Source organism: Streptomyces sp. YIM S03343, from assembly GCF_054729195.1.
The window spans coordinates 787,394-804,707 of sequence record NZ_JBPUKX010000001.1 but is presented as its reverse complement, the minus strand read 5'-3'; the positions used below and the strand labels follow the sequence as shown (position 1 = coordinate 804,707).

The 17,314-nt window shown below is 70.0% G+C and carries 17 protein-coding genes and 1 pseudogene; 12 read left to right on the top strand and 6 right to left on the bottom strand.

The window, feature by feature from the left end; genetic code table 11:
- Positions 1–25 precede the first annotated feature (25 nt).
- The 3 genes from ACSYGN_RS03500 to ACSYGN_RS03490 all read right to left on the bottom strand — a co-directional run bounded on the left by ACSYGN_RS03500 (position 26) and on the right by ACSYGN_RS03490 (position 2,138).
- A complete protein-coding gene (locus ACSYGN_RS03500) occupies positions 26–1,273 on the bottom strand; it encodes a YncE family protein (protein WP_460391684.1) in 1,248 nt (415 codons plus the stop codon).
- 230 nt (positions 1,274–1,503) lie between these two features.
- Positions 1,504–1,782, bottom strand: coding sequence for a hypothetical protein (locus ACSYGN_RS03495; RefSeq protein ID WP_460391682.1), 279 nt, complete (start codon positions 1,780–1,782; stop codon positions 1,504–1,506).
- A complete protein-coding gene (locus tag ACSYGN_RS03490; protein ID WP_460391680.1) occupies positions 1,770–2,138 on the bottom strand; it encodes a nuclear transport factor 2 family protein in 369 nt (122 codons plus the stop codon). The genes ACSYGN_RS03495 and ACSYGN_RS03490 overlap by 13 nt, the downstream gene beginning before the upstream one ends.
- A gap of 154 nt (positions 2,139–2,292) precedes the next feature.
- Between ACSYGN_RS03490 and ACSYGN_RS03485 the strand changes: the two genes are divergently transcribed.
- The 5 genes from ACSYGN_RS03485 (at position 2,293) to ACSYGN_RS03465 (ending at position 5,751) form a co-directional block, all read left to right on the top strand.
- On the top strand, positions 2,293–2,598 hold the full coding sequence (locus ACSYGN_RS03485) for a metal-sensitive transcriptional regulator (protein ID WP_460391678.1): 306 nt from the start codon (positions 2,293–2,295) through the stop codon (positions 2,596–2,598).
- 183 nt (positions 2,599–2,781) lie between these two features.
- On the top strand, positions 2,782–3,867 hold the full coding sequence (locus ACSYGN_RS03480; protein WP_460391676.1) for an S-(hydroxymethyl)mycothiol dehydrogenase: 1,086 nt from the start codon (positions 2,782–2,784) through the stop codon (positions 3,865–3,867).
- Positions 3,867–4,496, top strand: a complete 630-nt coding sequence (locus ACSYGN_RS03475) for an MBL fold metallo-hydrolase (protein WP_460391674.1) — start codon at positions 3,867–3,869, stop codon at positions 4,494–4,496. Before ACSYGN_RS03480 ends, ACSYGN_RS03475 begins: the two co-directional genes overlap by 1 nt.
- A 172-nt stretch (positions 4,497–4,668) precedes the next feature.
- Entirely contained in the window at positions 4,669–5,364 is a 696-nt protein-coding gene (locus ACSYGN_RS03470; protein ID WP_460391672.1) for a L,D-transpeptidase, read from the top strand.
- Between the two features lie 213 nt (positions 5,365–5,577).
- Positions 5,578–5,751: a hypothetical protein gene (locus tag ACSYGN_RS03465; protein WP_460391670.1), complete on the top strand. Its 174-nt coding sequence runs from the start codon at positions 5,578–5,580 to the stop codon at positions 5,749–5,751.
- Between the two features lie 90 nt (positions 5,752–5,841).
- On the opposite strand, the gene ACSYGN_RS03460 is transcribed toward ACSYGN_RS03465, so the two are convergent.
- Both ACSYGN_RS03460 and ACSYGN_RS03455 read right to left on the bottom strand, forming a co-directional pair.
- Positions 5,842–7,245: a S1 family peptidase gene (locus tag ACSYGN_RS03460; RefSeq protein WP_460391668.1), complete on the bottom strand. Its 1,404-nt coding sequence runs from the start codon at positions 7,243–7,245 to the stop codon at positions 5,842–5,844.
- Between the two features lie 129 nt (positions 7,246–7,374).
- Complete coding sequence (locus ACSYGN_RS03455) at positions 7,375–8,229, bottom strand: SAM-dependent methyltransferase (RefSeq protein WP_460391666.1); 855 nt, start codon at positions 8,227–8,229, stop codon at positions 7,375–7,377.
- Between the two features lie 215 nt (positions 8,230–8,444).
- On the opposite strand from ACSYGN_RS03455, the gene ACSYGN_RS03450 reads away from it, so the two are divergent.
- From ACSYGN_RS03450 to ACSYGN_RS03435, 4 genes and pseudogenes are all read left to right on the top strand, one after another.
- Entirely contained in the window at positions 8,445–9,302 is an 858-nt protein-coding gene (locus ACSYGN_RS03450) for a TnsA-like heteromeric transposase endonuclease subunit (protein ID WP_460391664.1), read from the top strand.
- Positions 9,299–11,598 (top strand): annotated as a pseudogene (locus ACSYGN_RS03445) (transposase). Before ACSYGN_RS03450 ends, ACSYGN_RS03445 begins: the two are co-directional and overlap by 4 nt.
- The gene (locus ACSYGN_RS03440) at positions 11,576–12,841 is read left to right on the top strand and encodes an AAA family ATPase (RefSeq protein ID WP_460391662.1); all 1,266 of its coding nucleotides are present in this window, start codon (positions 11,576–11,578) and stop codon (positions 12,839–12,841) included. The pseudogene ACSYGN_RS03445 and the gene ACSYGN_RS03440 overlap by 23 nt, the downstream one beginning before the upstream one ends.
- A 1-nt stretch (position 12,842) precedes the next feature.
- Positions 12,843–14,699, top strand: a complete 1,857-nt coding sequence (locus ACSYGN_RS03435; RefSeq protein ID WP_460391660.1) for a TniQ family protein — start codon at positions 12,843–12,845, stop codon at positions 14,697–14,699.
- 18 nt (positions 14,700–14,717) lie between these two features.
- On the opposite strand, the gene ACSYGN_RS03430 is transcribed toward ACSYGN_RS03435, so the two are convergent.
- Positions 14,718–15,101, bottom strand: coding sequence for a winged helix-turn-helix transcriptional regulator (locus ACSYGN_RS03430; protein ID WP_460391658.1), 384 nt, complete (start codon positions 15,099–15,101; stop codon positions 14,718–14,720).
- A 105-nt stretch (positions 15,102–15,206) separates the two neighbouring features.
- Between ACSYGN_RS03430 and ACSYGN_RS03425 the strand changes: the two genes are divergently transcribed.
- The 3 genes from ACSYGN_RS03425 (at position 15,207) to ACSYGN_RS03415 (ending at position 17,238) form a co-directional block, all read left to right on the top strand.
- Positions 15,207–15,830, top strand: coding sequence for an NAD(P)-dependent oxidoreductase (locus ACSYGN_RS03425; protein WP_460391656.1), 624 nt, complete (start codon positions 15,207–15,209; stop codon positions 15,828–15,830).
- Between the two features lie 81 nt (positions 15,831–15,911).
- Positions 15,912–16,310, top strand: a complete 399-nt coding sequence (locus ACSYGN_RS03420) for a YybH family protein (protein WP_460391654.1) — start codon at positions 15,912–15,914, stop codon at positions 16,308–16,310.
- Between the two features lie 379 nt (positions 16,311–16,689).
- Positions 16,690–17,238, top strand: a complete 549-nt coding sequence (locus ACSYGN_RS03415; protein ID WP_460391652.1) for a site-specific integrase — start codon at positions 16,690–16,692, stop codon at positions 17,236–17,238.
- Positions 17,239–17,314 lie beyond the last annotated feature (76 nt).

Below are 17,314 nucleotides of genomic sequence, written 5' to 3'. Positions count from 1 at the left end.
GGCTGTGCCGTGACGGGAACGGCTGTCAACTCGCGGACGGTCCCGTCCAGTCCGCGGAGATGTGCCCCAGCCGGACCCGCTGCGGGTGGTCGCCCACCGGGACCGACAGCACCTTCTGGCCGGTCGCGAAATCGATGGCGGTGACCTGGTCGGCGCCGGCCTCGGAGATCACGCAGTCCTGGCCGTCGCCGCTGACCGTGGCCCAGTACGGAGTCGACGCGGTGACCAGCGGGCCCTCCTGGAGGGTGGCACGATCGACGACGGTGGCGTAGTTGTCCATCGTCCCCGCGACACACAGCTTGGTGCCCGAGGGGTTCATCGAGATGCCGTGGTGGCGCGAGTCCAGCAGCCAGGTGGTGCGGTCCGTGCTGGTCGCCGGGTTCGAGGGCAGCGTCTTCACCCGGGTGATCTTGTCCGTGGCGACGTCGTACTCCAGGAAGCCGTTGAAGAACGACACCTGGAAGTACAGCTTCGACCAGTCGGGGGTGAACGCGGCGGGCCGCACCGCGTCGGAGTAGTTCTTCAGCCCGATCGCGTCGAGCCGGTCCCGCATGTCGATGATCTTGACCTGCTTGAACGTGGTCGCGTCGACGACCGTGATGTGCCGGTCGCCCTTCGTCCAGTCCCAGGCCGGGTCGTCGAGGGAGGTGGTGACCTCGCCTATCGCCATGTTCCAGATGTACTTGCCGCCGTTGGTGAAGACGTTCTCGTGCGGCTTGTCGCCGGTGGCGAACTCACCCACCTCCTTCCCCGTGTCGATGTCCAGCACCTGCACCTTGTTCGCCGTGGACGCGGAGACCGCCACACGGGTGCCGTCGGGGGAGACCGCCATGTGGTCGGCGCGGTAACCGGCCACCGGGAAACGCCAGTTGACCTTGTCGGTGGCCAGGTCGATGGACACGACGTCCGCGAAGCTCGGACGTGAGACCACCACGGACTTCCCGTCCGGCGTGGAGTACATGTCGTCGACGTACTGGTCGTGGCCCTGCCCGACCTCGTTGCGGATGGCCGTGTAGTAGATCCACTTGATCGGATCGGCGTTGATCTCGGCGATCCGCTGCGCCTTGTCCGGTACGACATTGATCTCGCCCACCTTCGCGAAGTCCCCCGAGGACTTCAGGACGGTGGCGGTGCCGTCCCAGTTGTTGCCCACGAACAGCACCTCCCGCAGCGCGGCGGACGAGTCCGCGGTGGCGGCGGTGGCGGGCGCGGCGACGGTCAGTGCGAGGGCGGCGGCTACGGAGCAAAGGTGCCTGGGTCTGAAGGCAGCCATGACTGCTCTCCTCTGGGGGGACGACGGCATGCGGGAGAAATGCCGGAGAACGGCGTGGGGGAGGCCAACACGCTTGTTCCGGACTCAACTTACTGAAAAGTAAGGAGGAGTCGCCCCGCTTCACAAGACTGTGGACGCGACAAAATCCGCGCGGTCGTCATGGCGTTCCGCGCGGTGGTTCGCGGGTGTGCGGGTCCGTCGGGTCTGCGGACCGGGTGTGCGACCGGCTGTCACCTGCCGGTGCCGCAGCGGCTGCACCCCCGCCGGGCGTGCGGCGCCCGTGGGTGCGGGCGGGGCCGCAGCGCCCGCAGCACGGGCCGCACCAGCAGGGCCGACACCAGCCGCTCCATGGCCCGTGCCGGCCGTCGCCCGGGGATCCGGGCGGTCCGCGCGGGGTGGACCAGCAGCGCGGGCCGGGCGCGTCCCAGTCCCGGCGCGCGGGCCGAGAACGTCCAGGTCACCCGCGAGGTGACCTGGAGTCCGTGCCGGTTCCTCCCTACTCGTCCCATGCCTGGATCAGGATCTCTTCGGCGATCTTGCCGTCGCGCAGCGTGACCATCGACTCGCTGAGCACACGGACGCCGTCCGAGTAGCGGCAGGACTGGCTGTAGGCGGCCTGGTCGCCCTCGACGATGCAGCGCTCCATTTTGTGCGTCATGTCGCGGCTGTAGATGTCCTCGTACATCGCCCGGATCTCGTCCTTGCCGTGCAGGACCCTGGGGCGGCTGGGCTGCGTGTTGCGGTCCACGACGCGTATCTCCGCGTCGTCCGCGTACAGCGACAGGAGTGGTGCGGCCGTGTGGCCCTCGAGGCCCCTGCGCAGGGTCTCCGTGTCGAACGAAGGGGAGCTTGCCGCAGTGCCCATGCTGACCTCCTTCGAGGGCCGCGGCCCGAGGGGACACGGGTCGCGGGAGCCTCACCTTCCGAGCCTCCCCCGCCCGGATCTGCTCGGCAAACGCACACAGCCACAGACGGGGTAAAATACCCCTAAGGGTATGCGGAGGAGAGGATGACTGACCGTGGAGCTGCAGTTCGAGGACGATGAGCTGAAGTCGGTGCTGAACCGGCTGCGCAGGGCGCAGGGGCAGATCTCCGGCGTGATCAAGATGATCGAGGAGGGGCGGGACTGCGAGGACGTTGTGACGCAGCTCGCCGCGGCCTCCCGGGCACTCGACCGGGCAGGCTTCGCGATCATCGCCACCGGGCTCCAGCAGTGTCTGACCGGCCCGGACCGTGAAGGCCGCGAGGGCACGGACGGTTACAACGGGCAGGGCACGGAGGAGATGAAGGGGCGGCTGGAGAAACTCTTCCTGTCACTGGCGTAGCCCGGCGGCCGGACCGGCCCCCCTGTCGTTCCGCGGCAGGGTGCGCGGTCCGGCGCCGGTGCTGTCCCCGGTCCGGTACCGGCGGGATGCCAGCGGGGCTCCTGCGCTCGGCGATCGGTCACCCCTTAAGGTCCCTAAGGTCGAGTCGTACCGACTCCGGACCTCGCGGAAGGGGCCAGCACCATGGCGCAGGAAGTACGTGGCGTGATCGCGCCCGGCAAGGACGAGCCCGTGCGGATCGAGACGATCGTCGTGCCCGACCCCGGTCCGGGCGAGGCCGTCGTACGCGTCCAGGCATGCGGCGTGTGCCATACCGACCTGCACTACAAGCAGGGCGGTATCAACGACGAGTTCCCCTTCCTGCTCGGCCATGAGGCGGCGGGCGTGGTCGAGTCGGTCGGCGACGGCGTGACGGACGTGGCGCCGGGCGACTTCGTGATCCTCAACTGGCGTGCGGTGTGCGGCCGGTGCCGGGCATGTCGGCGAGGGCGGCCCTGGTACTGCTTCGACACGCACAACGCCGGACAGCGGATGACCCTGACGGACGGCACCGAGCTCTCCCCGGCCCTCGGCATCGGCGCCTTCGCGGAGAAGACCCTCGTGGCGGCCGGTCAGTGCACCAAGGTCGACCCGGCCGCGGCGCCCGAGGTGGCCGGACTGCTGGGCTGCGGGGTGATGGCGGGCATCGGCGCGGCGATCAACACCGGCAAGGTGGGCCGGGGCGACAGCGTCGCCGTGATCGGCTGCGGTGGTGTCGGGAACGCGGCCGTCATGGGCTCGCGGCTCGCCGGAGCGGCCCGGATCATCGCCGTCGACATCGACGAGCGCAAGCTCACCAAGGCGCTGGAACTGGGCGCGACCCACACCGTCGACGCGAGGCGGACCGATCCGGTCGAGGCGGTGCGCGAGCTGACCGGCGGATTCGGCGCCGACGTCGTCATCGAGGCCGTAGGACGACCGGAGACGTACCGGCAGGCCTTCTACGCCCGTGATCTCGCCGGCACGGTCGTCCTCGTCGGTGTCCCCACGCCGGAGATGAAGCTGGAACTGCCGCTGCTGGACGTGTTCGGCCGGGGCGGCTCGCTCAAGTCGTCCTGGTACGGCGACTGTCTGCCCTCCAGGGACTTCCCGATGCTGATCGACCTGTACCGGCAGGGGCGCCTGGACCTCGCGGCCTTCGTCAGCGAGACCATCCGGCTCGACGAGGTGGAGAAGGCGTTCGAGCGGATGCACCACGGCGATGTGCTGCGCTCGGTGGTGGTCCTCTGATGGCCGTCCGCATCGAACGCCTCGTCACCTCGGGGCGGTTCAGCCTCGACGGCGGCACCTGGGACGTCGACAACAACGTGTGGATCGTGGGCGACGACCACGAGGTGATCGTCATCGACGCCGCCCACGACGCCGACGCCATCGCCGAGGCCCTCGGCGACCGGCGGCTGACCGCCATCGTGTGCACCCACGCCCACAACGACCACATCGACGCGGCGCCCGCCCTCGCCGACCGCACCGGAGCCACGATCTGGCTGCACCCCGACGACCTGCCGCTGTGGAAGCTGACCCACCCCGACCGCGACCCCGACGCCCATCTCGCCGACGGCCAGGTCATCGAGGCCGCCGGGGCTGACCTGACCGTGCTGCACACGCCCGGTCACGCGCCCGGCGCGGTCTGCCTCCACGACCCCGGGCTCGCCACCGTGTTCACCGGCGACACGCTCTTCAGGGGCGGGCCGGGGGCCACCGGCCGCTCCTACTCCCACTTCCCGACGATCATCGCCTCGATCCGTGACCGCCTGCTCACTCTGCCGCCCGAGACGAAGGTCCTCACCGGGCACGGCGACCCGACGACCATCGGCGCCGAGGCACCCGCTCTGGAGGAGTGGATCGCCCGCGGCCACTGAACCGCGGCGGTCGGCGGTTCCGGCGGTACGGCTGCCGTTCGGCGCGGGAGCGACGTAACCAGCGGGAGCAACGTAACCATTCGGTCCCAAAAAAATCGTTCCTACAACCACCGCAGCGTCCTACCTGTCCAATAATCGGAAGGTCATGGACGTGTGGAGGGGAAGGTCCGACATGGGGGACATTCGCAGACGTGCCGCGGTGGTACTGGGAGTCACCGGGCTGGTGGCCCCGCTGACGCTAGCGATGACCGCGGCGCCCGCGCAGGCCGCGAGCTGTACGACACAGACCGGCCCGTACCAGAAGCAGGTGGAGAAGTTCCTCGGCCTGACGGTCGACGGCAAGCAGTCGTCGACCGACTGCAAGGCCATCCAGGCCTTCCAGAACAAGCACGGCATCACCCCCGCCGTGGGCTACGCGGGCCCGGTCACCTGGGGTGTGATGGACCTGATGAACAAGCAGAAGGCCGTCGGCAACAACCCCAACAAGGACGGCAAGTGCCCGACGAACAAGGGCCGTATCGCCTGCGTCAACCTCACCCTCCAGCTCAGCTGGATCCAGGACGGCAGCAGGCTGGTCTACGGCCCGGTCCCGGTGCGCACCGGACGTGACGGCTACGAGACCCGCACCGGCCTGAAGAAGATCTACTGGCGGGACATCGACCACGTCTCGACGGTCTACAACGTGCCGATGCCCTACAGCCAGTTCTTCGACGGCGGCCAGGCGTTCCACTCGGTCGGCCTCAGCATGTGGAACCCGCCGGGCTCGCACGGGTGCGTCAACATGACGACCAAGGCCGCGAAGTCCTACTGGTCGCTGCTGAAGAAGGGCGACGACGTCTTCGTGTACGGGCGCAAGCCGGGTACCTGACCCGTCCCGGCCGACCGGTGTCCCGCCCGGCCGGGACGGGACACCGGTCACGCTCCGCCACCTCTCCGGAGCCTCGATGGCGGGCAACCTGCGGACGCAGAAAGGGCCGCATTGATTCCCGTCACAGGACGTGATCAGTGACACGTCCGGGATGTCCGTATCGGGTGAACTTATTCACAGCGCCCTGACGCCCGGGCCCGTAGGATCCACAGCATGTCCACCACAGTTGAATCCCCCACCGAGCGTTCGGCGGACGAGGTCAACGAGGAGATCCGGGCCCTGTGGCGCCGGTCGGGCGGGACACTGAACGGTGAGCAGCGCGAGGAGTACCGGCGGCTCGTCATGGAGTGGGCCGCGATCGCACCCCAGGTCGCCCGCGCCGCCTGAGCCCGGCCCGGCCGCACCGGTGTCCGGCCTCCCTTCGACCGGCCTCGCGACCCCGTCGCCCCGGTTCCTCCGCCCGGCACCGCCGCCGGATCAGCTCCAAGTCGTCGAGTAGTACCGCCGGTAGGCGTTGCGTTCCGCCTCCGCGCGGATCCAGCGTGTCGCGACCAGCGCGATCAGACTCCCCGCGATGACCAGCAGACCGGGCCCGACCACATTCGGGTCGGTCAGCCGGGCCGTCAGCGACCCGTCCGCCGTCGTCTCCGTGACCGGTGCCGAGGAGCCCGGCGAGGCGGCGCCCGGCGCGATGGCGGCCTGCGTGGCCGAGGCGGACGGCGCGGGTGACGGGGCCGCCGACTGACCCGTGCCGCCCTGGCCCTGCGTCTGTCCCTGCGCCGACACCAGCAGCTTGACGTTCAGTGCGTTCAGCGCCTGGCCCAGCGGCTGGAAGAAGGTCGTACCGCCCGCGGTGCAGTCGCCGCTGCCGCCGGATGTCACACCCAGCGCGATCCCCTCGGAGAACAACGGGCCGCCGCTGTCGCCGGGTTCGGCGCACACCGTGGTCTGGATCAGCCCGGTGACCGTGCCCTCCGGGTAGTTGACGGTGGCGTTGAGCGCGGTGACCTGGCCGTCGTGCAGCCCGCTGGTGCTGCCGCTGCGGAACACCCGCTGTCCGACGGTCGCATCGGCGACGCCGGTGATCCGGACGCCCTTGCCGCCGCCGATCGCGACCACGTCCGCCCCGTCGCCCGCCTTCCCCGTCGCGTACTTGACCAGCGAGTAGTCGCTGCCGGGGAAGGTGTCGTTGACGGTCGTGCCGAACTGCTGGTTGCCCTGGTTGTCCGCGAACCAGATCGACCCGTTCGGGCCGCAGTGACCCGCGGTGAGGATGAAGTCGCTGCCACCGTCGGTGACATTGAAGCCCGCGGAGCAGCGGCCGCCCGTGGACAGGATCGGTGCCGCCCCGTTCAGCCGGGTGGTGAAGGCGCCCCCGGTGCGCTCCATGTGCACGAAGTCCCCGATGCCGGCGGCGACCTGCTTCAGCTTCGACCAGTCGGAGGAGGAGACGGAGCTGTCGGCCTCCACCATCACCTGGTTGGTCTTGTAGTCCACCGCCCAGGCCGTACCGGCCACCCGCGGCGCCGAACGCAGCGTGCCGGTCGCCGACTTCAGCTCGTTCATGCTGTGGCCGACCATTTTCGCCTCGGCCCCCGCCGCCCGCACCGCCGAGGCCGCCGCCGAGTCGGTGACCGCGACGACCGGCTTGCCGTCGGCGCCGATCCAACTGCCCGCCGTACGGGCCGTGCCGAGCTTTGTGACCAGCCCCTCGCCGGTGGCCCCCGCGGACTGCGCGGTGCTGCGCAGCACCACCGCGCCCTGCCCCGGGGACTCGCTCGCCTTGGCCGCCTGTGTGACCATCGCTCCTCCCAGGAGGAGTCCGCCGACGGCCGCCAACCGTGTCACTCGCCGGACGACCCGTCGTCGTGCGTGCCTCATACCTGGCTCCCGAACCCCGATCGCGCGCTGCCCGCGCCGCGCTGCCAACACCACCGGGCCACAAGCCGGTTGAGGCCCTCCTCCCATACGTGGCAGGGGGCGGCCGCGTTCAGCGCACGCGTGATCCGATCAAGGCTTGCGGCCCACCCCGCCGTAGATGGCCACCTCCTCGGGCGGTTCCCCCGCCCCCTCTCCGTTCCCGAGCCCGTCTCCGTCCTCCGGACGCCAGCGCGAGCACGACACCACACCGGGCTCCAGCAGATCGAGGCCGTCGAAGAACCGGCCCACCGCCTCAGGGGTGCGCTGGGTGAGGGCCGGTGTGCCGTGCTGGTTCCAGAACCGTACGGCGTCGTCGACGTCCGGCATCGCGGGGAGCGTCACGGTGTGCGACAGCACCAGATGGCTGCCGGACGGCAGCGCCTCCAGCAGCCGCCGTACGACGCCGCAGGGGTCCTCGTCGTCGCCGAGGAAGATCACCACGCCGAGCAGCATCAACCCCACCGGCCGGGTGAAGTCCAGGGTTGCGGCGGCCCGTTCGAGGATCGTCCCGGTGTCGCGCAGATCCGCGTCCACATGGTCGGTGCTGCCCTCGGCGGTGCTGGTGAGCAGGGCACGGGCGTGCGCCAGCACCAGCGGGTCGTTGTCGACGTAGACGATCCGCGCGTCCGGGGCCAGCCCCTGGGCGACCTCGTGGGTGTTCTCGGCGGTCGGCAGCCCCGTGCCGATGTCGAGGAACTGCCGGATGCCCGCCTCGGTGACCAGATGCCGTACGGCGCGGCCGAGGAACTGCCGGTCGGCGCGGGCGTAGGCGCGGATACCCGGGTGGAGCCGGTGGATGCGCTCGCCCGCCAGCCGGTCCACCTCGTAGTAGTCCGCGCCGCCCAGCCAGTAGTTCCAGACCCGGGCGGTGTGCGCCCGCCGGGTGTCGATGCGGCCGAGACGTGAGACGGCGACAGCGTCGAGAGCGGGGGTGTTCTCGGGCACGGGACAGCTCCTGGAACGCCTGTTGATCGAGTTGAGCCGAAGCTCAGGAGTTGTCACAAGCGGGACCGGCTGAACTGGCGAACGGGGACGATCGAGGCAGCCTGGTTGTCACACGCGAGGCATCCGACTTGTCACAGACGCTCATTCAGCAGTCTTTCTGTCACCAGAAACGAAGATCGGGAGCCTGAGGTTCTCCGCGAGGCTTCGATGAGCTCATGGCCGCTACACGTGCTGAGTCGGGAAGGGTAGTCGAAGCCGCTGACACCGGGTCCGTCTGGTCGAATCAGTGCAGCTGGGAGGATCTCTTCGTGCCGACGGGCGTCGACGCGGGCAGGTCCGGACTGGATCTGGGCGACGGCTGGACGAGACGGTGGACGGTTTCGTGGCGGGCAGGCGGGGACGATGCGTCCTGCTCGGTGCACGATCTCGTACAGGAGCCGGTGCTCACGAGCGACCCGATGCGGCACTTCACCTGGCGCCGGGACCAACGGCACCGTCCTGGCCTGCAGTTTTTGACCAGTACCGGCCGTCATCACGGCGCGGAGAGCCTGGAGGAGAGCCGGGTGCTGCTGGCCCTGGACTTCGCCGGCGACGTGGTGGACGTCGTCTCGCAGCCGCTGAAGATCTCCTTCGGGACCTGCGGGAAGCACCGCGCTCACACCCCTGACTACCTCGCGGTGACCCGCCGCGGCGTCTGGCTGATCGACGTACGCCCCGCGCCGTTGATCAAGGAGTCGGACCGGGAGTCGTTCGCCGCGGCCGCCGAGGTGGCCGTCGTCTGCGGCTGGCGCTACGCGGTGGCCGCCCGCTGGCGCGAGCACGCCTTCGCAGGGCTGGACGCGATGGCGTCGCGGCGCCGGCTGAGGGCCGATCCGCTGGGGCTTCGGCCGGTGCTGCTCGCCGAGGCGGCGGGCGGGCGGAGGTTCGGCGAGCTCGCGGCGGCGACGGGCTGCGAGCCGGTCGCCCGGGCCCAGCTGCTGCACCTGCTGTGGTCCCGGCAGCTGGGGGTCGACCTGGCCGGCCCGCTCCAGGACCGCTCGCTCGTGATGCCCGCCGGGGAGGTGGGCCGGTGACCGCGGCGGCGGTGCTGGACCTTTCCCCCGGCGCCGGGCTGGTGCTGGACGGAACGGAGTGGACGGTCGAGCGCCGTGAACCGCACCTGGGACGGGTGCAGTTGGTGAAGGACGACGGCACCCGCGAGCGGGTGACGTTCCGGTTCCTGGCCAACCATCCGCAGTGCCGCCCGTCGTCGCGGACGTCGGCGGCGGGGGCCGACCGGGGCCGCCAGCGCAAGGCGTCCGAGGACCTGAAGGCGGGCCGGCTGGAGCTGACCGAGCTGCGGATGGCCCATCTGCTGGAAGTGGCGACCGGGTTCCGCTCCGGTGACCCGTTCCATCCGGGCCCGGGCGAGCCGAGAGCCGAGTACGACCCGAGAAGGACGACGCTCACCGAGCGCCGGCACGCGAAGGTGGCGGAACTCGCGGCTCTGGACCGCAGCACGCGAAGCTGCTCGGTTTGGGCTCGGTCGGCTACCGCACGCTGATCCGGTGGGAGAACGCCCGCCGCCGGTTCGGGCTGGTCGGCTGCGCGGACGACCGCTGGCTGCGCCGAAGCGGCGGAACCCGCACGGTCTCCGAGGAGGTGCGGGAGGCGGTCCTGGCGGTCCGCGAGGAGACGAAGCGGATGGCGAAGGTGTCGATGCGGACCAAGGACCGCATGATCCGCCAGTACGTCCGCGAGGAGTTCGGGCCCGAGACGAAGGTGCCCAGCTACGACACCCTGCGCCGGCTCTGGCAGGAGTGGTTCGGCCCCGGCGGCGCCCGGCAGCGCTACGCGAGATCGGCCGACCTGCCGGAGTCGGAGGGGCACGTCCTGGTGCACCGGCCGGGCCAGGTCGTCGCGCTGGACACCACGGTGCTGCCGGTCATGGTCCGTGAGCACGTCTTCGGCGATCCGGTGAAGATGCACCTCACGCTGGCCCTGGACGTCTGCACGCACTCGCTGGTCGCCTTCCGGCTGACGCTGGTCTCCGACACGTCGGTGGACGTCGCGATGGTGCTGCGGGACGTGACGATGCCGTTGCCGATGCGGGCGGAGTGGGGCGAGGACCTGGAATGGCCCTACCCCGGCCTGCCCGCCGCGGTGGTGGCCGAGTTCGCCGGGCATGCGGTGGCCGGCCTGCCGTTCTTCACCCCGGAGACGGTGACCACCGACCACGGATCGGTCTATCGCAATCATCACCTGGTCGAGGTCGAGCGGGTGCTCGGCTGCCAGGTCCTGCCCGCGCGGGTGCTGCGGCCGACCGACAAGGCCGCTGTCGAGCGGGCGTTCGGCGTGATCCGGCAGCTGCTGTTCGAGCACCTGGTCGGCTACACCGGCGTCGATGTCGCCGACCGCGGGGCCGACCCGGCTGCGGATGCGGTGCTGACGGCCGACCAGCTCGAGCCCTTGATCGCGACCTGGATCGTCGGCGTCTGGCAGAAGCGCAAGCTGGGCGAGTACGCCCCGGCCTGGGATCCGGACGGCTCGCACAGTCCGAACTCGCTGTTCGCGGCGTCGTTCGCGCAGACGGGCTTCGCGATGGACATCCCCTCCCCGGAGCTGTTCTACGAGTTGCTGCCCGCCCACTACGTCCGCATCGACAAGCGTCGCGGGGTGAAGATCCGCGGACTTTGGTACGACGACTCCGATGTCCTGCGGGACTACCGCGGCGAGCTGTCGACGCGGGGCGGCAAGCACAAGGGCAAGTGGCTCATCCGCCGTGACCCGCGGGATCGGCGCCAGGTGTTTTTCCAGGACCCGATCAGCCATGACTGGTACCCGCTGCCCTGGACGGGCATGCCCCGGGCCGGGCAGATGCCGGCGTTCGGGGACGCGCGGGCCAGCGCCTTGCTCGCGAAGGCCGCTGCGGCCGGGCTGAAGCCGAAGTCGGACGTCGAACTGCTGCCGGTGCTGCTGGAGTTGATCGGCTCGAACATCCCGGTCAGCAAGTGGCCGACGCAGTTGAAGAAGTCCCAGCGCACCGAGCACGCCCGCGAGATGCACCAGGCCAGGGCCGCGCAGGCCGACCGGCCACCGGACCGGCCGGCTCCGGCCCCGCCGGCCGATCCCGCTCCTGCCGCTGCCGCTGCCGCTGCCGCTGCCGCTGCCGCTGCCGGGGAGGAGACGGCGACGGTGCTGAGCTGGCCGGGCCGGGCCCGCGAGATGCAGGACGCGGTCGCCGGTGAACGGCGTCGGCGGCGGGAGGCCGCCCGGCCCGCACCCGTCCCGCCGCCCGAGCTGGGCCACAGCTTCCGGGCCCGCAGCGTGTTCGTCCTGCCCGAGGACGACCTGGAGGAGGACCGTGGTGGACCAGACGACGCCCGATGAGCACGCGGTCGTCCCGTTTCTGCGGGCCGGTCCGCCGCCGGACCGCACCCGCTGGGAGGGCTGGCAGCAGTGGCGGAGGATCCGCGGCACCTTCGTGCCCGCACCGCGGCTCACGCCGGCTGAGTACCAGAGCCTGAGCCCCCGGCGTCGGGCCCTGCACGACCTGCACCGCACCGCGACGCACGTCAACATGCGGCTGCAGGAGACGCCGATGAGCGCGCGGGTCGCGAACCTGATGCGCGGCCGGCTGCAGAACAACGCGGTGAAGTTCATGCCCGGCACCCGCGACGGCCTGATGATCAACGGCGGCGGGTTCCAGGGCAAGACCGAGACCGCCTGCGACGCGGCCGCGTCCTTCGAGGACGTCTGGCGCGAGGTCCACCACCAGCTGCTGCCCGGTCCCACCCCCGGCACCCGGGACGTCTTCGTGCCCGTCGCTTACTGCCGCCTGCCGGTCCGCGCGACACCCAAGGGCCTCTGCAAGGCGATCTTGAACGTCTACGGCAATCCGCACCCCGGAACCCTGGACGACCTGGTCAGAGCAGTGCGGGACGCGATCCGGGACCATCGCACCACCGCCCTGCTGATCGACGACATCACCCGGCTCCGGCTCCACCGCGAGGACGACCAGGACACCCTCGACCTGATCCGCGAACTGATGGACCTCAACGTCACCCTGATCCTGATCGGCGTGGACATCCCCGGCTCCGGACTCCTGCGCGGCGCCTACGTCGACCAGCGCACCGGACAGTGGGTCTTCCCCGACAACGGGCGAGGCGGGCGGCACAGCACCGCGGCGGCCACGCAGACGGGCCGTCGGTTCGACATGGTCGATCTCGACCCGTTCGACTACTCCACCCCGGCCGGCATCACCGCCTTCCTCGACCACTTGGTCGGCATCGAGGACCAGCTGCGGCTCCTGCGGTCCTTCGAAGGCATGCTCACCAGCGGCGAGATGCCCGAGTACCTCTTCGGTCGCACCCGCGGCGTCGTCGGCCTGCTGCGGCGGCTGATCGAGGACGGCTGCACCGAGGCGATCCTCACCGGTGAAGAACGCCTCACCCCGGAACTGCTCGCGAAGACCACGATCCACCTCGGCAACATGGACGACCTCGACCCCGGCGCTGGCGAGGTCCCCGACATCCCGCAGAACACCGCCCCGCCCACGAAGTCCAAGCCCCGCTGGCGCGGACGCAACACGGTCCTCGACGACCGCGGGAACAGGCTGGCCGCAGGTGACTGACATGGCCATGAGCTCCGGGCTGCGGCCCTTCGGACTCAGCCTCGACCCTCTGAAGGGCGAGTCCCTGACCGGTTTCGTCCTGCGCCTGGCCCACCGCCTGCACATCTCGCCCCACGAGCTCGCCCGGCTGACCGGCCTGACCGAACAGGACCGGCTCGGTCGGGCCCGGGCGTCACTCTCCACGCGGCTGACCCCCGCCGAGATCAAGAACTTCGCCGCCACCACCCGCCTGGACCCCCGCGAGGTCCGCGCGATGACGCTGGAACCTCTCGCCTCCCGCTATCCGCCGGCGGCCCGCAGCGTCGCCAACGTGCGGGCCGGCAAGGTCTACTCCATGCACACGGACGGATGGCTGTTCGCCACGACCGCCCGCTACTGCCCTCGCTGCCTCGCCGGCGACGGCTCCGACATCCAGAGCGCCCACGGCGGGCCCTGGCAGATCCTCTGGCGCCTTCCGGTCGTCTTCGCCTGCCCGCTCCACGAGGTGTTCCTGGAACACCTCTGCCCCCACTGCCACAAACCGGTCAACTTCAGCAGCAGAGCCCAGTTGTTTCCCCGTCCTGCCGCCTCCGGAGTCCACCCTGCCCACTGCCGGTCTTCCACGGATCAGGACATCCCGACCAGCCGGCCCGGCGCCCCCTGCGGGGCACCGCTTGCGCACGACCCACTGCACCATCACCGGCCCGGCCCCGCCCTGCTCGCGCTCCAGCACAGGATCCTTCGACTACTCCGGCCAGGCGGTCCGAAACGGCCGGCCCAGCAGTACTTCACCGAGCTCATCCTGCTCGCGGGACTGGTCATGATCTGCTGGCCGCGCGTCCAGGCGGTCGGCACCACCCGCCAACTCGCCGAAGCCGTCGGCCGGCACCTCGCCATCCACGAAGGAACCGACTCCCGTCCCTACCGCTCCACCGGGGCACCCGTCGACGCGTACGCCTGCGCCGGCCTCCTCCAGGTCACCGATCGCATCCTGGCCGCCGGCGACCTGCGCGAAGCGCTCTCCGCGCTCGCGCCCGAGGAGAACCGGACCCGTAGCGGGATTCCGCCCACACGGCACCTGATCTGGGACAAGAACTTCAAGAGGCACCGCAGCGCATGCTCCGAACGCTTCCAGCTCGCCGCCGACACGATCGTTCCCACCTTCCGACGCACCGGCAAAGGCGGACTCCGCCTCCCCTCCACGGGTGTCGGCCTGCGACCCGAACACATCCCGTCGTTCCTGCCCCAAGCGCTCGCCGAACATCACCTCAACTTCCTCTCGGCCATCGCCCCCAAGATGCGCCGACGCAGTGCCTCGGTCTTCCTCGTCCGGCGCGCACGCGGCGGCAGCCTCGACGAAGCCGCCCAGTTCCTCGGGATCAACCCCCAGGGCAAGAGGAACGGCTACACACAGCTGCTGAACCGCCATCTCCGCACCAGCGGCACGGCCCGCGACTTCGAGCAGGCCCTCGACGCCATCACCGCCGAACTCCTCGCCGGCCCCGTCATCGACTACCAGCGCCGACGCGAGGCCCTCGCCACCTGGACCCTGGAACCCGAGAACTGGCAGCACATCCTCGCTCAGCTCCCGGTGCTCACAAGCCATCGAAAACCCATCAGCGACGACCGCAGACGCCTGGCCGTCAGCGCCTACATCTGGACCCGCGCCACCGAAGGCGAGCCCGACTTCGCCCCCTGCCCACCGCACATCGCACCCGATCCAGCGCTACGCGCTGTCTGGACGCGGGAGCGGCACACCGTCTTCCACTGGCTCCGCACAACGGACTACCAGCCCTACTACGGCGCCCTCAAGCCGCTGCTCGAAGACCACGCCAGGCTCGTGGCCAGGGCGATCGACAATCGTTCGCATCGGCGGTGACAACCAACCGCTTGGTCATCAGCCCGCGAACTCCTCCGCGGAGCGGGTGTCGTGGGCCTTGCGCAAGGACAGGACCTCGTCCACGTGCTCCTCGGCCCAGGTGGTGATCGGCTCCATGACGGGCCGCAGGGAGTGGCCCAGCGGGCTCAGTTCGTACTCCACGCGGGGCGGGACCTCGGCGAAGACCGTGCGGGTGAGCAGGCCGTCGCGTTCCATCCCCCGCAGTGTGTAGGTGAGGACCTTGGGCGTCACGTGATGAAGCAGTTCGCGCAGTTCGCTGAACCGCTTGGGGCCGTCGCCCAGGTTCAGCACGATCAGCACCGACCATTTGTCACCGATGCGGTCGAGCACCAGCCGGGACGGGCAGCAGATCTCGGAGTCTTCGGCAGCTTCTTTCATCATATCCAAAGGGTACTTCAGTATCTTTGAAGTAACCAGTATCCCATTGATACCTTCCCGGTGAAGGCGTGTGCGCGGCACACGCGATGACTACAAGGAGGTCATGGGATGCGCATCTTGCTGTTCGGAGCCACCGGGATGATCGGCAGCCGGATCGCTGCCGAGGCGGGCGAGCGGGGCCATGAGGTGACCGGTGTCACGCGCAGCGGGAAGGACGGCACCCTCGCGGCGGACGCGAGCGACGCCGACACCGTCGCGCGCCTGGCGGCCGGCCACGACGCGGTGGTCCTGGCGGTGTCACCGCCACGAGGCGGCATCGAGGCCACCGAGTCACTGCTGGAGGTGGGCCGCGGCGTACTGGACGGCGTACGCAAGGCCGGGGTGCGTCGCCTGGTCGTGGTGGGCGGCGCGGGCATCCTGGAGGTCTCCCCCGGTGTACGGGTCGTCGACACCCCCGGGTTCCCCGAGGACGCCCTGCCGCCGGTTCGTGCCCAGGTGGCGCTGTTCGAGCTTGTCCGGGACAACGCCGACGACCTGGAATGGACCTACCTCTCCCCGCCCGCGGTGATCACGCCTGGCGAGCGCACGGGCGCGTACCGGACAGGCGATCACCAACTGCTCAGCGACGGCGAGGGCAACAGCCACATCAGCACCGAGGACTACGCCGTCGCTCTCGTCGACGAGTTGGAGCAGGGCGAGCTCACCAGCCGCCTCGTCCACGTCGCGTACTGACCGGCTCACACAAACGGAAAGGTTGGCACGTCACCGGCACGTGTGGTGTGGGTTGCCAACCAAGTATCAGAGGAGCACCACATGACGAACAACGACAGCACCGCCGACGCGGTCGGCGTAGTCGAGGCGTACATGCAAGCGCTGCAGATCAAGGACACTGACACGATCTTGCGGCTCTACGCCGACGAGGCCGAGATCATCCCCGAGAACTTGCCCAGCCTGCGCGGCCGCGACGCCGTTGACTCCTTCTACGCCAGCACCTTCGCCGCCATCGGGATGGAGGTCAACGTGGAGGTGGTCTCGGCCGAGGTCTACGACGAGATCGCGATCGTCCGATCCGAGCAGCCCGTCACGGTGGTTGCCGTGGCCGACGGCACCCGCACCGAGACCTACTTCCGCGAGCTGTTCGTGCTGCGTCGCACCCCAGACGGGTGGCGCATCCACAAGTACATGTTCTCCCAGAACCCGGCGCAGGCCTAGAAGGCCGTGTGCTCGTATAACTGCCGCTACCAGACAAGTAGCTCTGTGTAGCCGATCTGGGGGTTGACTGTCCCGGGTTCGAGCGTTTTCGCCCGCACCCTGATGTGCGCGCGTCACCTTGGTCGCGTTCGGTGCGACTGAGAAGGGGTCGAAGCGTGCGTCAGGACTGGGAGCCGGAGGACCTGATCGAGGTCTGGACGTTGCTCGAAGACGACATGGGACGGCTGCGGAACAAGTCCGAGGCGAACCATCTGGGTTTCGTTATCTAGAGTCCGTGAGGCCGTGTCCATCACGTCCAGCACGTACGGGTGAAGGCCGCTTCGCTCTGTCCTGGATGGGATTACCTTCCGTCATCCACCACGGATGAGCGGGAGGTTCCATGCGGGTGCAGCGCGTGCTGATGCCGGACTCGGAGGCCGAGTCGTGGAGCGTGCTCGGGGACGACCACGTGCCGGTCGCGCCGATGGAGCGGTACCTGGCCTACCTGGCGTGGGGCGAGAAGTCGCCGAACACGGTCAAGGCGTACGCCCACGATCTGAAGGACTGGTTCGTCTACCTGGCCGGCCGCGGGCTGGACTGGCAGTCGGTGACGCTGGAGGACGTCACCGGGTTCGTGGGCTGGCTGCGGCTGCCGCCGCAGGCCCGGGACGGGAAGGTCGCGGTGCTGCCCACGGCGGACCACCACTGCGCGGAGTCCAACACCCTGCTGATGCAGCAGGTCCTGGCCGACCCGAAGTGGGCGGACCGGCTCACCGACGCCGACCGCCGGGGCCTGTCGCCGCTGTTCTGGACCCACGTGAACCCCTACGGCCGGTTCGAGCTGGACATGAGCAACCGGCTCGATCTCCAGTCGGCCGTGGTCGTCCCGGGCCAGCGAGCGGACGAACCGCAGCCGGCGCCCGCCGGGGAGGGCGCCGCACAGCGGTAGGAAAGCGATTCTGGGTCGAAGCCGTCTGCTGCAGCGTCGACCCCGAATCCGGTGGTCACGGCCGGGCGGTGGGGAG

Bases quoted from the DNA above. Each gene is read 5' to 3' on its own strand.
- ACSYGN_RS03500 (WP_460391684.1), bottom strand. From the start codon at position 1,273: ATGGCTGCCTTCAGACCCAGGCACCTTTGCTCCGTAGCCGCCGCCCTC.
- ACSYGN_RS03495 (WP_460391682.1), bottom strand. From the start codon at position 1,782: ATGGGACGAGTAGGGAGGAACCGGCACGGACTCCAGGTCACCTCGCGG.
- ACSYGN_RS03490 (WP_460391680.1), bottom strand. From the start codon at position 2,138: ATGGGCACTGCGGCAAGCTCCCCTTCGTTCGACACGGAGACCCTGCGC.
- ACSYGN_RS03480 (WP_460391676.1), top strand. From the start codon at position 2,782: ATGGCGCAGGAAGTACGTGGCGTGATCGCGCCCGGCAAGGACGAGCCC.
- ACSYGN_RS03475 (WP_460391674.1), top strand. From the start codon at position 3,867: ATGGCCGTCCGCATCGAACGCCTCGTCACCTCGGGGCGGTTCAGCCTC.
- ACSYGN_RS03470 (WP_460391672.1), top strand. From the start codon at position 4,669: ATGGGGGACATTCGCAGACGTGCCGCGGTGGTACTGGGAGTCACCGGG.
- ACSYGN_RS03465 (WP_460391670.1), top strand. From the start codon at position 5,578: ATGTCCACCACAGTTGAATCCCCCACCGAGCGTTCGGCGGACGAGGTC.
- ACSYGN_RS03460 (WP_460391668.1), bottom strand. From the start codon at position 7,245: ATGAGGCACGCACGACGACGGGTCGTCCGGCGAGTGACACGGTTGGCG.
- ACSYGN_RS03450 (WP_460391664.1), top strand. From the start codon at position 8,445: ATGGCCGCTACACGTGCTGAGTCGGGAAGGGTAGTCGAAGCCGCTGAC.
- ACSYGN_RS03435 (WP_460391660.1), top strand. From the start codon at position 12,843: ATGGCCATGAGCTCCGGGCTGCGGCCCTTCGGACTCAGCCTCGACCCT.
- ACSYGN_RS03430 (WP_460391658.1), bottom strand. From the start codon at position 15,101: ATGATGAAAGAAGCTGCCGAAGACTCCGAGATCTGCTGCCCGTCCCGG.
- ACSYGN_RS03425 (WP_460391656.1), top strand. From the start codon at position 15,207: ATGCGCATCTTGCTGTTCGGAGCCACCGGGATGATCGGCAGCCGGATC.
- ACSYGN_RS03420 (WP_460391654.1), top strand. From the start codon at position 15,912: ATGACGAACAACGACAGCACCGCCGACGCGGTCGGCGTAGTCGAGGCG.
- ACSYGN_RS03415 (WP_460391652.1), top strand. From the start codon at position 16,690: ATGCGGGTGCAGCGCGTGCTGATGCCGGACTCGGAGGCCGAGTCGTGG.